The organism is Haliea sp. E1-2-M8, assembly GCF_030649675.1.
In the GTDB taxonomy this organism is placed as follows: domain Bacteria; phylum Pseudomonadota; class Gammaproteobacteria; order Pseudomonadales; family Halieaceae; genus Haliea.
This window is the reverse complement of record NZ_JAUTDR010000001.1, coordinates 195754-209347: the sequence shown is the minus strand read 5'-3', so window position 1 is coordinate 209347 and position 13594 is coordinate 195754. Positions and strand designations below refer to the sequence as shown.

General features: G+C 61.2%; 15 protein-coding genes. 5 read left to right on the top strand and 10 right to left on the bottom strand.

Annotated elements, in window-relative coordinates:
* The first annotated feature begins 164 nt into the window (after window positions 1–164).
* From Q6D67_RS00970 to Q6D67_RS00950, 5 genes are all read left to right on the top strand, one after another.
* On the top strand, window positions 165–1625 hold the full coding sequence (locus Q6D67_RS00970; RefSeq protein WP_304703642.1) for a coniferyl aldehyde dehydrogenase: 1461 nt from the start codon (window positions 165–167) through the stop codon (window positions 1623–1625).
* A gap of 19 nt (window positions 1626–1644) precedes the next feature.
* Window positions 1645–2685: a glycerophosphodiester phosphodiesterase gene (glpQ, locus tag Q6D67_RS00965; RefSeq protein WP_304703641.1), complete on the top strand. Its 1041-nt coding sequence runs from the start codon at window positions 1645–1647 to the stop codon at window positions 2683–2685.
* Complete coding sequence (gene pyk, locus Q6D67_RS00960) at window positions 2682–4130, top strand: pyruvate kinase (protein WP_304703640.1); 1449 nt, start codon at window positions 2682–2684, stop codon at window positions 4128–4130. The genes glpQ and pyk overlap by 4 nt, the downstream gene beginning before the upstream one ends.
* Entirely contained in the window at window positions 4127–5089 is a 963-nt protein-coding gene (glk, locus tag Q6D67_RS00955; protein ID WP_304703639.1) for a glucokinase, read from the top strand. The genes pyk and glk overlap by 4 nt, the downstream gene beginning before the upstream one ends.
* A 226-nt stretch (window positions 5090–5315) precedes the next feature.
* Window positions 5316–5522: a cold-shock protein gene (locus tag Q6D67_RS00950; protein WP_304703638.1), complete on the top strand. Its 207-nt coding sequence runs from the start codon at window positions 5316–5318 to the stop codon at window positions 5520–5522.
* 68 nt (window positions 5523–5590) lie between these two features.
* Here Q6D67_RS00950 and Q6D67_RS00945 read toward each other — a convergent pair whose 3' ends face one another.
* From Q6D67_RS00945 to lgt, 10 genes are all read right to left on the bottom strand, one after another.
* Window positions 5591–6922, bottom strand: coding sequence for a lipopolysaccharide assembly protein LapB (locus Q6D67_RS00945; protein WP_304703637.1), 1332 nt, complete (start codon window positions 6920–6922; stop codon window positions 5591–5593).
* A 13-nt stretch (window positions 6923–6935) separates the two neighbouring features.
* The gene (locus Q6D67_RS00940) at window positions 6936–7538 is read right to left on the bottom strand and encodes an energy transducer TonB (protein ID WP_304703636.1); all 603 of its coding nucleotides are present in this window, start codon (window positions 7536–7538) and stop codon (window positions 6936–6938) included.
* Between the two features lie 5 nt (window positions 7539–7543).
* Window positions 7544–7960 carry a biopolymer transporter ExbD gene (locus Q6D67_RS00935; RefSeq protein WP_304703635.1) on the bottom strand — a complete coding sequence of 139 codons (417 nt, stop codon included), beginning with the start codon at window positions 7958–7960 and terminating at the stop codon, window positions 7544–7546.
* 2 nt (window positions 7961–7962) lie between these two features.
* On the bottom strand, window positions 7963–8370 hold the full coding sequence (locus Q6D67_RS00930) for a biopolymer transporter ExbD (RefSeq protein WP_304703634.1): 408 nt from the start codon (window positions 8368–8370) through the stop codon (window positions 7963–7965).
* A 25-nt stretch (window positions 8371–8395) separates the two neighbouring features.
* Entirely contained in the window at window positions 8396–8914 is a 519-nt protein-coding gene (locus Q6D67_RS00925) for a MotA/TolQ/ExbB proton channel family protein (RefSeq protein WP_304703633.1), read from the bottom strand.
* Between the two features lie 14 nt (window positions 8915–8928).
* Window positions 8929–10308, bottom strand: coding sequence for a MotA/TolQ/ExbB proton channel family protein (locus tag Q6D67_RS00920; RefSeq protein WP_304703632.1), 1380 nt, complete (start codon window positions 10306–10308; stop codon window positions 8929–8931).
* On the bottom strand, window positions 10308–11093 hold the full coding sequence (locus Q6D67_RS00915) for a DUF3450 domain-containing protein (RefSeq protein WP_304703631.1): 786 nt from the start codon (window positions 11091–11093) through the stop codon (window positions 10308–10310). The genes Q6D67_RS00920 and Q6D67_RS00915 overlap by 1 nt, the downstream gene beginning before the upstream one ends.
* Window positions 11094–11356: 263 nt before the next feature.
* The gene (locus tag Q6D67_RS00910; protein ID WP_304703800.1) at window positions 11357–11851 is read right to left on the bottom strand and encodes a dihydrofolate reductase; all 495 of its coding nucleotides are present in this window, start codon (window positions 11849–11851) and stop codon (window positions 11357–11359) included.
* Between the two features lie 23 nt (window positions 11852–11874).
* Window positions 11875–12708 carry a thymidylate synthase gene (locus Q6D67_RS00905; RefSeq protein WP_304703630.1) on the bottom strand — a complete coding sequence of 278 codons (834 nt, stop codon included), beginning with the start codon at window positions 12706–12708 and terminating at the stop codon, window positions 11875–11877.
* A 1-nt stretch (window position 12709) separates the two neighbouring features.
* Window positions 12710–13516 (bottom strand): prolipoprotein diacylglyceryl transferase, encoded by an 807-nt coding sequence (gene lgt, locus Q6D67_RS00900; protein ID WP_304703629.1) that lies wholly within the window; start codon window positions 13514–13516, stop codon window positions 12710–12712.
* Window positions 13517–13594 lie beyond the last annotated feature (78 nt).

Here is a 13594-nt window from a genome sequence, read left to right as displayed (position 1 = left end):
GTTCATCCTGCACTTGCCTGTTGGTAAATGCTGCCTGTCTCCATGACCAGTTCGTCGTGGCCACAAAAGACCGGCAGTGGCGGTTAATTTCGACAGAGGGCACTACTATACTGGGTTCATAGCGATTGCCGTCAGACAACTCGGCCAACAAGAGGATAACAGCCATGAACGCACCGCAAGCAATCAATCAGGCAGAAGGCATTGAGCAACGCATGCTGCAGGCGCTGGAAGCCCAGCGCAAGGACTACCTGCGGGAAGGGGACGTCAGCGCCGAAACGCGCATCGACCGCCTTGATCGCGGCATCGATGTAGTGCTCAAGTATCAGGACAAGATCGTCGAAGCGCTGAACGCGGATTTCAGCTGCAGGGCTCGCCAGGTCAGCCTGCTGACCGACGTCGCCGCCGCGGTTACACCGCTGAAACACGCGCGCAAACACCTGCGCAAGTGGATGCGGCCCCAGCGTCGGCCCACCATGTTCCCGCTCAACCTGCTTGGCGGCCGCTCCCGGATCGAGTACCAGCCGCTGGGGGTTGTCGGCGTGATCTCACCCTGGAACTTCCCGGTGAACCTGACCTTCGGCCCGCTGGCGGGGATTCTGGCTGCGGGCAACCGGGCCCTGATCAAGCCCTCGGAGTTCACTCCCGCCACCTCAGAAGTGATGGCGGAAATGGTCGCCGCGGCCTGGGACGAGAAGGAAGTTGCCATCTTTACCGGCGGCCCGGAAGTGGGCCAGGCTTTTTCCGCCCTGCCCTTCGACCACCTGCTGTTTACCGGCGCGACCTCGGTTGCCCGCCACATCATGACCGCGGCGGCCCGCAACCTGGTGCCGGTTACCCTGGAACTGGGCGGCAAGTCCCCGGTGATCATTTCCCGCAGCGCCAACCTCGAACAGAGCCTGGAACGGGTCATGCTGGGCAAGACCCTGAACGCCGGCCAGATCTGTCTGGCGCCGGACTACCTGATGGTACCGGAGGAAAAACTGCAGGAAGTGATTGCCGCGGCGGAAAAGGCCGTCACTGCCATGTACCCCACTATCCTCGCCAATCCCGAGTACACCGCCGTGGTCAACGAGCGCCACTACGAACGCCTGACGGGCTATCTGCGCGAAGCCGAAGAGCGCGGCCTGAAGACCATTGCGATCAATCCGGGCAACGAGGATTTCAGCGCCCAGCAGGGGAACCGGAAAATTCCCCCGACCCTGATCCCCCAGCCCGCGGATGATCTCAAGCTGATGCAGGAGGAGCTGTTCGGCCCCCTGCTGCCGATCCGCACCTACAAGGATTTCAACGAGACCATCGACTACGTCAATGCCAACCCGCGGCCACTGGCAGCGTATTACTTCGGCAGTGACAAGGCCGAGGAAGAAGCCGTGCTCAAGCGCACGACTTCCGGCGGCGCCTGCATCAACGATGTCATCATGCACGTCATGCAGGAGGAACTGCCGTTTGGCGGGGTCGGGCCCAGCGGTATGGGCGCCTACCACGGCGAAGCCGGCTTCCGCACCTTCAGCCACGCCAAATCCGTCTACCGGCAGGCGGGCATCAACGTCGGCAAGCTGGGCGGAATGCTGCCGCCCTACGGCAAGGCCACGGAGAAGACCATCAGCATGCAGGTCAAGAAGTGAGCACATCGGCAGGTTGGCGATGCGATTAGGGCAGCGGCATCTCGCCCTGATCGCCGCTGTCCTGCTACCATGGACGGCTATGACGACAGCTGCCAATTCCCCGATTGTTATTGCCCACCGCGGCGCCAGCGGCTACCTGCCGGAGCATACTCTGGCGGCCAAGGCCCTGGCTCACGCCATGGGTGCCGATTACCTGGAACAGGATGTGGTGCTGACCCGCGATGGCGTCCCCATCGTCCTCCACGACATCCACCTGGAATCCACCACGGACGTCGCCGCGCGCTTTCCCGACCGCGCCCGGCAGGACGGCCGCTACTACGCGATCGACTTCAGCATCGCGGAAATCCGCACCCTGCGCGCCCACGAACGCACCGGCCCGGACGGAAACGCCGCTTTCCCGAACCGCTTCCCCCTGGGGCCGGGGCTACTGACCGTTCCTACCCTGGCGGAGGAAATCGACTTTATCAGCGGGCTGGACCACAGCCGCGGCCGCAAAACCGGGCTCTACATTGAACTCAAGGCGCCCAATTTCCACCTCCGGGAGGGCCAGGATATTGCTCGCCGGGTGCTTGAAGTGCTGGTGGAGAAGGGCTATGACCAGCGCCGGGACCAGGTATTCCTGCAGTGCTTTGACGACGCCACCCTGCGCTATCTGCGCAACACCCTGCAGACCCCCCTGCCGCTGATCCAACTGATCGCCGACAGTAACTGGGGCGAAGACAGCGCGGTGGACTACGATTTCCTGCAGACCGCCGCCGGCCTGGACGCTGTGGCCGGCTACGCCGATGGCATCGGCCCCTGGCTGATGCAGATCTATCGCGGCAAGCGGGCCGATGGCAGCGTGGAACTCAGCGATCTGGTGGCTCTGGCCCAGGAACGGGGGCTGCAGGTACATCCCTATACCTTCCGCGCCGACCAGCTGCCGGAAGGCATAGAGAGCTTCGAGGAATTGCTCGACATTTTTCTGCACCAGGCCGGTGTCGACGGCCTGTTTACCGACTTTCCCGACCTCGCCAGCAATTATTTGCTCCAGCACCCCGACAACAGGACCTCACCGTGACACCCAGAGTCAACCGGCGCACCAAAATTGTCGCCACCATCGGCCCCGGCAGTGAATCCGAGGACATGATAGCCCGGCTTATCAGCGCCGGGGTGAATGTGTTCAGGCTCAATTTCAGCCACGGCTCCGCTGCCCAGCATGCCCAGGTAGCCCAGCGCATACGCAAGCAGGCAGCCGTGGCCGGCCGCTATGTGGGCATCCTCGCCGACCTGCAAGGACCCAAAATTCGCATCGGCAGTTTTCGCGACGGTTCGGTGCGGCTGGAGAACGGCGACCGGTTCCGGCTGGATCTGGGTCTGGACGACGCCGCAGGAGACGCCCACAGTGTCGGGCTGGACTATCCGGCACTGACTACCAGCGTGTTCCGCGGCGACACCCTGCTGCTCGATGACGGCCGTCTGCGCCTGCGGGTCGACGAGGTCCAGGCCAACACCGTCGACTGCACGGTCCTGGTCGGCGGAACACTCGGCTCGCGCAAGGGAATCAACCGCCTCGGTGGCGGCCTGGCCGCGCCGGCGCTGACCACCAAGGACATCGCCGACATCGACAGCCTGGCCGAAGTACGCCCCGATTTTGTCGCCGTATCCTTCGTCTCCAGTGCGGAGGATATTTTCCAGACCCGCGACCTGCTGCGTGCGCATCAGCTCGAGCCCGCCATCATCGCCAAGATCGAACGGGCAGAGGTCGTGGCGGACGACGCCACTCTCAACGGCATTATCGACGCCGCTTTCGGCATCATGGTAGCCAGGGGCGACCTCGGGGTGGAAGTCGGCGACGCGGAATTGATAGGTCTGCAGAAGGACCTGATCTCCCGCGCCCGCAAGATGGACCGGGTGGTTATCACCGCCACCCAGATGATGGAGTCGATGATCAACAGCCCCATGCCTACCCGGGCCGAAGTCTTCGACGTGGCCAATGCGGTCCTCGACGGTACCGACGCGGTAATGCTGTCGGCAGAGACCGCCGTGGGCAGCTTCCCGGTGGAAGTGGTAACGGCTATGGCCGACGCGGCACTGGGAGCCGAGCGCCATCCGGTGGCGAGAACCTCCCGCTACCGCCTCGACAAGCAGTTTGCCAGCGCCCAGGAAACGATTGCGATGTCTGCAATCTATGCCGCCAACCACTACAAGACCGTGCGCGGCATTGCCTGCCTGACCGAGTCCGGCACCACGCCGCTGTTGATGTCGCGCCTGAGTTCAGGCCTGCCGATTTTCGCCCTGAGTAACCGCAGTGAAACCCTGCAACGGCTCTGTCTGTGCCGCGGCGTCGTGCCACTGTTTTTCGACGCCAGCGTGTTTGACCAGGATACCGTCGAGGCCAGCGCCATCGAGTTCCTCTGTGATGAGGGTCAACTGCACAAGGGCGATGCGGTACTGCTGACCAAGGGTGCGATCATGGGCAGGCCCGGCTCCACCAACATCATGAAGATCCTGCCGGTTCTATGAGCCGGGTGCCGGAGCGCAGCGGACGCCTGGTAGCGGACGTCGGCGGCACCAATACGCGCATCGCCCTGTTTGATCCCACCGAACCCCGGCTGCTGGCAGTGACGCGCTACCGTAATGGCGATTTCACCGGGCTGGAGGCGGTGGTCACCCGCTGGCTGGATGACTTCCCCGAAGCCCGGCCCCTTGAGGCCTGCATCGCGGTGGCGGCTCCACCCGCAGGCGACTTCGCGCGCATGAGCAACTGCAACTGGTCCTTTCGCGGCAGCGAGCTCGCGGCGCGGTTTGGCTGGAACCGGGTCCGTCTGCTCAACGACTTCCAGGCCAACGCCTTTGCCCTGCCCTGGCTACAGCCCGGAGACTGCTACGAAATTCACCCCGGTACCACCCTCTACCCGCGGCTCGCCGTCCTGGGGCCGGGCACCGGGCTCGGTGGCGCGGTACTGGATACCAGCGCCCAGCCCCATCGCGCCGTGCCCTGCGAACCGGGGCACATGGCGCTTGCGCCGCAGGGCTTGCTGGAACTCGAGCTCTGGCGCGTCCTGATGCACCAGCACGGGCGGATCTACACCGAGCTATTGCTGTCAGGGCCGGGCCTGGGGCGGATTTACCAGGCGCTGGCGCTAGTGCAGGGCACTACTGCCGAACCCCTGCAGAGCGAGGAAATCAGCACCCGGGCGCTGTCTGGGGCGGATGCGCTGTGTACTGCCACGCTGCACCGATTTTGCGCGCTGCTGGGTGTGGCCAGTGCCGATTTTATTCTGGCCAGCGGCGCATTTGGTGGCCTGTTCCTGGCCGGAGGTATCCTGCCCACCTTTCCAGAGTTTCTGCAACTGAGCGACTTTCATCCGCGCTTTACCGATCGCGGCCCCATGCACGGGCATCTCGAGCGAATGCCGGTGAGGGTGATCACCCACGCGCAGCCCGGTCTGCTGGGCGCTGCACACGCTCCCCTGGCCTGACTTGCGCCCCGGACAGGGATGGCAAACGAGTAAAATTGCCCAAAAAATTTCTTCCCGCTGTAATCCCAGTTTCTGAACGCGGTGCTACACTTCTTAAAGCTGAGAAATCAGTGGTATTTATGCGCGTGGTCGAAGTTCCCTCAAGTTCCTCGGTACGTTGAACATAAATGAATGACTAACCCCCTGGGGCCCAGACGGGCTTCCCAACGCTATACAGGTAACACTTATGTCTACAGAAACCGGCACCGTTAAGTGGTTTAACGAGACCAAGGGATTCGGCTTTATCGAGCGCGAAGGTGGCCCCGATGTCTTTGTTCACTTCAGCGCCATCAAGGGCGAAGGGTTCAAAACACTGACTGATGGCCAGAAGGTGGAGTTCACTGTCACCAATGGCCAGAAGGGCCCCCAGGCCGAAAACGTAACCCCTGTCTAAGGGGTGAGTTTTGGGCAGATAAAAAAAGGAGCACATTGTGCTCCTTTTTTTATTCCGGAATGGTTTGGTCAGTTTTGCGCCAGCTGCCGCTGACGCTCGATTTCGGATTCCATGTACTGGATCCACTGCTCCGCGTATTTCGCTGAACGCTCGTCGCGACCCGCCGCCTTGAACGCTTCGCGCGCCTTGTCATACTGCCCGGTGTTGAAGTAGGCCATGCCGAGCACCAGCCTCGCGGAGTCGGGGCGCCGAACACCACCGCGCTGCAAGCCGCGAGTAATGGCCGTGATGGCTTCTTCGTTGCGGTCGCCGTCCAGGTAGATATTGCCGAGGCGGGCGTAGAGCTCGCCGGTTTCAGCCTTGGCCGCCGCCTTTTCCATCGCCGGAATAGCCTTGTCGACTTCCTGTGCCTGACGCCAGGCGTTGCCCAGAATTTCGTAGTTGCGCGAGTTGTCCTCGATGGAATCGTTTTTGAGACCCCTGTCCAACACCTTGGCGGCCTTGTAGGGAACTTCGGCGTTCAGATACAGGTACGCCATGGTGACCTGCTCCGTACCCTTGTCGAGCATGTCCTGCACATAGGCAGTTTCCATGGCAGCCAGCTGCTCGCTATCCTTCTTCTGCTCCCCGTACATGTGTGAGAGCTGCACCCAGTACTGCTTGTCGGGGTAGTGCTTCAGCAACTCTTCCAGCACCCGCACAGTGTTGTTGATGTCGCCTTTTTCAAAGTAGAGGAAGCGTGCGAGGTTGTACCACTGCTCCTTGGGCGTTTTACCCTTCTCCTGGTACAGGGAGATCGCCTTCTCCACATTGAGCAGCGCCTTGGTATAGTCGTTCAGCTGGTAATAACCCTGAGCGAGGAGGACATAGGCCTCCTCATTGGGATTTTCAGTCAGCTTGAACCAGTCCAGCAGCGAATTGATGCCGTCCTGCCAGCGCTCCTGCACAAAGTACAGCTGGGCGATGGTATAGCGGGTGCTGATCTCCATTGCCAGCGGGATATCCGGCTGTCTGGCCACATTTTCGTAGGCCTTCAGCGCAGCGTTGTAGTCTTCCCGGGTGTAGTGGATAAACGCATACAGGTTGTATACGTTGGCAAGCTCGTAGCTGTTCAGTTCGTTCTTGCCCCCCGAAGCGAGCATGTCTTCCAGGATACGTGCGGCACCCGCCAGATCCTCGGCTTCCGCCGCGGCCTGGGCCTCCGCCAGTTTTTCATAGACCTGGTTGCGCAACGCCGGGGTACGACGCGTCTCTCGCTGTTCGCCTTCCTGGGCTACTGCGGCGGCAAATGGCCGCAAGCCGAGCTCGGACTGAACCTGGGTCACCGCAACCTGAGCGATCGCTACCGGCAGCGCCAGCAGGGCCGCACGCAACCAGACACCGGAATCATGGAGTTTCATACGTACCACCGTCCTAGTTTTCCAGCTCGTAGGTAAACAGGTTTTGCACCCCAGCTACCTCGATGGGCTCGCCGTCGACTACCCGGGGCCGGTATTTGAACTTCTCCGCGGCCTTGATGGAAGCGGACTCGAACACGCCCGAGGGCTGGCAATCCACCGCGCGCGGATCGCGAATAGAGCCGGTGCGGGTTACCGTGTATTCGACAATACAGTAGCCAGAGATACCCCGGGTCTGCGCACGGCGCGGGTAGACGGGAGCAACCTTCACAATCGGCAGATACTCACCATCGCCACTGATGCCCGAGGCACTGATCTGCACATCAACCGAGGCCCTGGGTGCGGTATTGACCACATTCAGGTCCATGTCCATGTCGATGTCGGGTGTGGGCAGTTCCGGTGGTGGTTCTTCCGGATCTTCCACCTTGTCCGGCTTCGGCTGCTTGACGTTAATTTCGATCTCATCTTCGGGCACAACAATATCGGCGATCTTCCTTGCCTCGACATCTTCCTGCTCATACTCAGTGTCGATGAGGCTGTGCATCAAAAAAAACAGGCCAATCGCAACGGGAACCGCTACCAGTGCACCGACCAGTACCCTCACAAAGCTACTGCCCATCACCATTAAACCTCATCATCCGTTGAAATACACGGCGGCGCTGTCAGCATGGGCCGTAACTCATCAATAAGCTGTTCCACGGCAAATGCCGGTGTCTCACGGTCCACCTGAATCACCACATTGGCCTGCGGCGCCTCTTTCTTGGCTGTCTCGGCCAGGCGCATGGCGCGGTCCAGCGACACCCGGTTCTTGTCGTAGTGGATCTCCCCGCGACTGTCGACCGCGAAAATGATGGTGCCGCGCTCACACGCTTCGGTCGTTGTTGCCTGGGGCTTCATCAGCTCAACCCCTGGCTCCTTGACGAAGGATGACGTCACGATGAAGAAAATCAACATGATGAACACGACATCCAGCATGGGCGTCAGGTCGATAGTGCTTTCGTTGCCGGCGGGCTTGCGCGCGGCGCCTTCTCTCATGCTCATGGCTACTGCTGCCCTCCGCTGGCCCAGTTGACCGAGGGTGCGCCCGCTTCGCGAGCGGCATCAGCCACATCAACGACGGTACCGGACCGAGCACCTTTCTCGACCTTGATGGTAACGCCCTGTTGCGGGTCGTTGGCCAGCAGGCGTTGAATGTTGGCGCGAATTGCGCGCGTGTCAACGCGGCGATTCTCCATCCAGATCTGGTCGTCGCTACGAATCTGAACCAGGATACTGGTGGCGTCGCTCGGGTCGGACTTGGCACTGTCCGGCCGGCTGATCTCAACCCCGGCTTCCTTGATAAAGGATGCCACTACGATGAAGAAAATGAGCATGATAAACACGACGTCCAACATCGGCGTCAGGTCGATCTCCGCTCCTTCATCTTCATGATGTCTTGCAAGTCTGCGCATCTGATAGCTACCTTTGGACGCCCGCTCAGTGGTCGGACGTCAAGTTATCCTGAAGATATTCCTGTTCCCGCGCGGCCATACGGCTGATGTAGGTGTTGGCAAACAGGCCAGAGAGTGCGGCAACCATGCCCGCCATGGTGGGGATGGTTGAACGCTCGACCCCGCCAGCCATTGACTTGGCATCGCCACCACCCGTCACCGCCATCACGTTAAACACCTCGATCATCCCGGTGACGGTGCCCAGCAGACCCAGCAAGGGGCACAGGGCTACCAGCGTGGTGATCACCGGCAAATTGGCGTTGATCGCTTCGCGGCTCTGGGACAGCAGGCGCATGCGCACCTGCTTGGCGTTCCACGACTTGCGTTCAGAACGCGCTTCCCAGGTTTTGATGACCTCAAAAACTTCCTTGCGCCAGGTGAAAGTGAAATACCACAGGCGCTCGAAGATCAGCGTCCACATCACGAAGACGAGGATGGCGATGAGCCAGAGCACGTCCCCACCCTTGTCCATAAAGGCGAGAACGGCGTCGAATATACCTCCCATGGTCGAACCCCTGTCTACTTGGCGTTGGCTTCGGAGTGCTCTGCCACGATACCGGTCGCCTGCTCATTGAGCACATGGATAATGCGCTGGGCGCGACCATTCACAATCGTGTGCAGCAGAACGACGGGGATCGCAACCAGCAGACCCAGAACCGTGGTCACCAGAGCGCTGGAGATACCGCCAGCCATTGCCTTCGGGTCGCCGGCACCAAAGATGGTAATGGCCTGGAAGGTAATGATCATACCGGTAACAGTACCCAGCAGACCCATCAACGGCGCTACCGCAGCGATGATCTTCAACAGGGTGAGACCAGATTCCAGCCGCGGAGTTTCACGCATGACACCCTCGGCCATCTTCAGCTCCAGGGTCTCGGGATCCATGGATGGGTTGTCCTCGTGAACCTTGAGCACGCGGCCGAGCGGGTTATTGGTGTTGGCAGTACCGCTCTTCAGCTGGCTGCTCACCTTGGCGCCGACCACGGACAGGACGATCAGGCGGTAGATGGCCAGGATGAAGGCAAACACGCCCACCGCAGTAATCGCATAGCCGACATAGCCGCCCTGGTGCCAGCGCTCTTCCAGCGTCGGGCTGTCGATGATTGCTGCCAGGAAGGAACCGCCGGTAGGACCAGTGGGGTCGATACCGAAGCGGTGCATACCGCTGTCGGCATTGGCCAGGTTCTCGGCCCAGTTGGTAAAGCGGCCGGCTGGCTGGCGCGGAAGCACGCTCAGCGTGTCGTTGTTGTAGGCAAGGTAGTTGCCTTCCATGTCGATGACGTTAAAGGCACCGACGCGCACAACTTCGCGCTCGGAGCGCTCGCCCGCGGCACTGGCCACTTCGGCAGTGAACTCCGCCACGTTGCCGGTTGCGGTGATTTCGCGCAGCAGTTCGTACCAGACGCGCTCGATTTCCTCGATCCGCGGCAGTTTGTCTGAGTTGCTCATCTTGTTGATAAGCTCGCGGAGAAATTCACCCCGGTTGGGATACTGCGCAGACACCAGCGATACCTCGAAAGTCGACGCGAGGTCACCAGAGGCCGCCGTCAGGTGGCCGAACAGTTCGGTGAGGGAGCCCAGGCGCTCACGCAGCTGCTCCTGCTTGGCGGTTACCAGCAGTTCGTTTTCTTCAAACTGGTTCTCCAGGCGGGTGGATTCCTCCTCCTGGCGGGTCCGCTCGTTCTCCGCTTCACGCAGCAGCCGGGCCTGATCTGCCTTGGCGGCAGCGAACTGTCTTTCACGTTCAGCGTTTTCACGCGCTTCAGTCACCTGGCCCTGTTTTACCAGACCGAGCAGCTCATCGAGGGTCGCAGCTTCCTCCTGGGCATTGGCGGCTCCGGAGATGGCCAGCGCGCCACCCAGCAGCAGGACCGGGAAAATCTTGTTCAGCGCTTTCATTATTCAGCCTCCGGTGCAGGTACTGGCATGTTGAGAAGATCGATAGTGGCTTGTCTGTTGGCAATGCGCACGCCCTTGCGGATTTCAGCAGCGTAATCGCCCGAGTCCAGCGGATCCCAGCTTCTGGTCTCGTTGTTCCAGACGCCACTTTCGTTGCCGTCGGTGCTCTGGTAGACCAGGGAAATCCGGCCGATGCGGAGGAAGTCCACTTCGCGGATTGCGCCGTTGATTTCGATCGCGTCACTGTAGGTATCGAAGCCGCGGCCGTACTGAAGCTCGATGTTGTAGGCTTCCAGCACCTGGCGGAACTTCTCGGCTACCGCCAGATCGGACCGGTCGACGTTGTTGCGCAGGAAGGCAATGCGCTCGAGGCGTTCTTCCAGGTTAAACGGGATATCCAGTTTGATGAACTGCTCGAGGCTGTCGATCATGCGGATCACCAGCGGCATCATCTGGCGCTGGATGACCGTCACTTCGTTGATCGACTCCTCAATGTCTTCAATGCGCTGCATCTGGCTATCGATCTGCCGCTGCAGACGCGTATTGTAGACCTTGAGGCCATCGACCTGCTTCATGACCGACTTGTAGTCGGACAACAGGTCGCGCGTCTCGTCCGCCAGGCGGTCGATCTTCACCTGCGACTCACGCGCAGCCTTGTTGCGGGATTCCCCGACATCCAGAATGGAGTCGAGGGTATCGGCTTGCACTGCTGCCGTGGCACCGAAGAGGGTGCCGGTGGCTACCAGCGCAGCGATCAATACGTTCTTCAATCGATGCATAGTCATGGGAATTGGGCTTCCTATTTCCAACAAGAGTGATTCAGAGCTGAGACAGCGCGACTCGGTACTGAGGTTATACTTTACTACTTTGTATAGTGGAAAAATCTGGGTCGGTAAACCGAGGGAAAGAATTTAAACCCAATACCCCGCCATTTTCAATCAATCACCTGCAGACGCTCCGGCATTTTCTGTAAACGTGTAGAAAGGTTACAGAAAGCACCCGCAAAAAACCCGAAAGTAACACTTGTTGGCGTCAAGCAACTTCAAAATCAGGGCAACAACCGGTCACACACCACGAAAGCGTAGGGATATGGGTTGTCGGCCGTTGCCTCGTGCTCTTCCCTGGCAACTTCCCGCCACTCGGTCGAATTCATGGGCGGAAACCAGGTATCACCTGCGACAGCAGCGTGCACTTCGGTAACGTACAGGCGACTCGCCAGGGGCAGCGCCGCCGCGTAGATCTGCGCACCGCCAATCACCACGATCTCCTGGACGCCGCCAGCTGTGGCAAGCTCCTGCGCCCGGTCCAGTGCCGAGACCAGAGAGTCGGCCACTGTCACTCCCGCAGCGGACCAGGCGGGACTGCGTGACACCACAATATTGGGCCGGCCCGGCAGCGGCCTGCCGATGGATTCAAAGGTCCTGCGCCCCATGATCACCGGCTTGCCCAGGGTGGTGCGCTTGAAGTAGCGCAAGTCCTCGGGCAGATGCCAGGGCAGGCCATTGTCGCGACCGATGACCCCATTGGACGCCATCGCGACCATCAGCGCGAGCCGGGCGGTCACCGCTAGATCGCCACCGGTGCCGCGATGTGCGGGTGCGGATCGTAGTCGTGCAGCCTGAAGTCCTCGAACCGGTAGTCGTAGATCGAGGCCGGCCGGCGCAGAATCTCCAGCCGCGGCAGTGGCCGCGGCTCGCGCCCCAGCTGCGCCTGCACCTGCTCGAGGTGGTTGCTGTATATGTGGGAGTCGCCGGTACAGATGATGATTTCGCCCGCCTCCAGGTCGCACTGCTGGGCCAGCATCAGGGTCAGCAGGGCCAGGCTGGCCGTGTTGTAGGGCAGCCCGAGAAAGGAGTCGCTGGAGCGGATCAGCAGCTGTGAGGAGAGTTTTCCATCCGCCACATAGAACTGGTACAGGAGATGGCAGGGAGGCAGCGCCATCCGGCCCGCCCGGACATTGTCCTGCGGGCTCAGTTTCTCGTCTGGCAAAAACTCCACGTTCCAGCCATGAAACAGGATGCGCCGACTGTCGGGATTGTTGCGCAGGCAATCGATGACATAGTCGATCTGATTGATGCTGCCGCCGTCGCGGGTCGGCCAGGCGGTCCACTGGGCGCCGTAGATCGGCCCTAGGTCACCGGTTTCAGTCGCCCACTCATCCCAGATGCTGACGCCGTTCTCTTTCAGCCAGCGGGTATTGGTGTCGCCACTCAGGAACCAGATCAGCTCGTTGACGATACTCTTGAGGTGCAGCTTCTTGGTGGTCAGCAGCGGGAAACCCCGGGCCAGGTCGTGGCGAAACTGGCGGCCGAAAACCGACACGGTGCCGGTCCCGGTGCGGTCGCTCTTGCGGCTGCCGTGGTCGAGGATATCCTGCAGCAGGTCGAGATATTGCCTCATGTCAACGCGACTCCTTGCCGGTCAGGCTCTGGTGACGATAGGCCCACCACAGCAGGAACAGACCGAGGGCTATCATGGGCAGGCAGAGCAGCTGGCCCCGGGTGAGCCAGCCAAAGGCCTGGAAGCCGATGTGGGCGTCAGGCTCGCGGAAAAACTCGGCGAGAAAACGCAGGCAACCGTAGCCCACACAGAACAGCCCGCTGGCGGCCCAGGTCGGGCGCGGCCGCGCAGTGAACCACAGCATGATGCCGAACAGCAGCAGCCCCTCGAGGGCGAACTGATAGAGCTGGGAGGGGTGGCGCGCCAGCTGCAGCGGATCGTTGGGGAACACCATCGCCCAGGGGACATCGGTGGGCCGACCCCAGAGTTCCTGGCCGATGAAATTGCCCAGCCTGCCCAGCGCCAGCCCCATGGGCGCCAGCAGGGCGGCAAGATCCAGCACCGCCCCCACCGCCAGGCCGCGGCTACGGGCAAACCAGAACATGGCAATGATGACCCCGAGCAGGCCACCGTGGAATGACATGCCGCCCTGCCAGACCTGCAGCAACCAGAGCGGATCCTCCAGCAGGCGTTCACCGCCGTAGAATACGGCGTAGCCAATACGCCCGCCAAGCACCACCCCCAGGGCGCTGAAGAAAACGAGGTCATCTATGTGCTCGCGCCGCAGCGGCACGTCGGGCCGGGCGCTGCGCCTGACACCCAACCACCAGGCAAAAGCCAGCCCGGCCAGATAGGTAAGTCCGTACCAGTGCACCTGGGCCGGTCCCAGGGAAAAGGCAACGGGATCTATATCGGGGTAAGGCAGCATAATCTCCGGTCTTGAATGCGTAGCCGCGGGCGGTACTGGCAATGGCTGCCCGACCGGCCGCAAGTCAGGCCGCTCATT

What these genes read in the sequence shown, in the direction of transcription:
- Q6D67_RS00970 (WP_304703642.1), top strand. Translation starts at nt 165, where the DNA reads ATGAACGCACCGCAAGCAATCAATCAGGCAGAAGGCATTGAGCAACGC.
- glpQ (WP_304703641.1), top strand. Translation starts at nt 1,645, where the DNA reads ATGCGATTAGGGCAGCGGCATCTCGCCCTGATCGCCGCTGTCCTGCTA.
- glk (WP_304703639.1), top strand. Translation starts at nt 4,127, where the DNA reads ATGAGCCGGGTGCCGGAGCGCAGCGGACGCCTGGTAGCGGACGTCGGC.
- Q6D67_RS00950 (WP_304703638.1), top strand. Translation starts at nt 5,316, where the DNA reads ATGTCTACAGAAACCGGCACCGTTAAGTGGTTTAACGAGACCAAGGGA.
- Q6D67_RS00945 (WP_304703637.1), bottom strand. Translation starts at nt 6,922, where the DNA reads ATGAAACTCCATGATTCCGGTGTCTGGTTGCGTGCGGCCCTGCTGGCG.
- Q6D67_RS00940 (WP_304703636.1), bottom strand. Translation starts at nt 7,538, where the DNA reads ATGGGCAGTAGCTTTGTGAGGGTACTGGTCGGTGCACTGGTAGCGGTT.
- Q6D67_RS00935 (WP_304703635.1), bottom strand. Translation starts at nt 7,960, where the DNA reads ATGAGCATGAGAGAAGGCGCCGCGCGCAAGCCCGCCGGCAACGAAAGC.
- Q6D67_RS00930 (WP_304703634.1), bottom strand. Translation starts at nt 8,370, where the DNA reads ATGCGCAGACTTGCAAGACATCATGAAGATGAAGGAGCGGAGATCGAC.
- Q6D67_RS00925 (WP_304703633.1), bottom strand. Translation starts at nt 8,914, where the DNA reads ATGGGAGGTATATTCGACGCCGTTCTCGCCTTTATGGACAAGGGTGGG.
- Q6D67_RS00920 (WP_304703632.1), bottom strand. Translation starts at nt 10,308, where the DNA reads ATGAAAGCGCTGAACAAGATTTTCCCGGTCCTGCTGCTGGGTGGCGCG.
- Q6D67_RS00915 (WP_304703631.1), bottom strand. Translation starts at nt 11,093, where the DNA reads ATGACTATGCATCGATTGAAGAACGTATTGATCGCTGCGCTGGTAGCC.
- Q6D67_RS00910 (WP_304703800.1), bottom strand. Translation starts at nt 11,851, where the DNA reads ATGGTCGCGATGGCGTCCAATGGGGTCATCGGTCGCGACAATGGCCTG.
- Q6D67_RS00905 (WP_304703630.1), bottom strand. Translation starts at nt 12,708, where the DNA reads ATGAGGCAATATCTCGACCTGCTGCAGGATATCCTCGACCACGGCAGC.
- lgt (WP_304703629.1), bottom strand. Translation starts at nt 13,516, where the DNA reads ATGCTGCCTTACCCCGATATAGATCCCGTTGCCTTTTCCCTGGGACCG.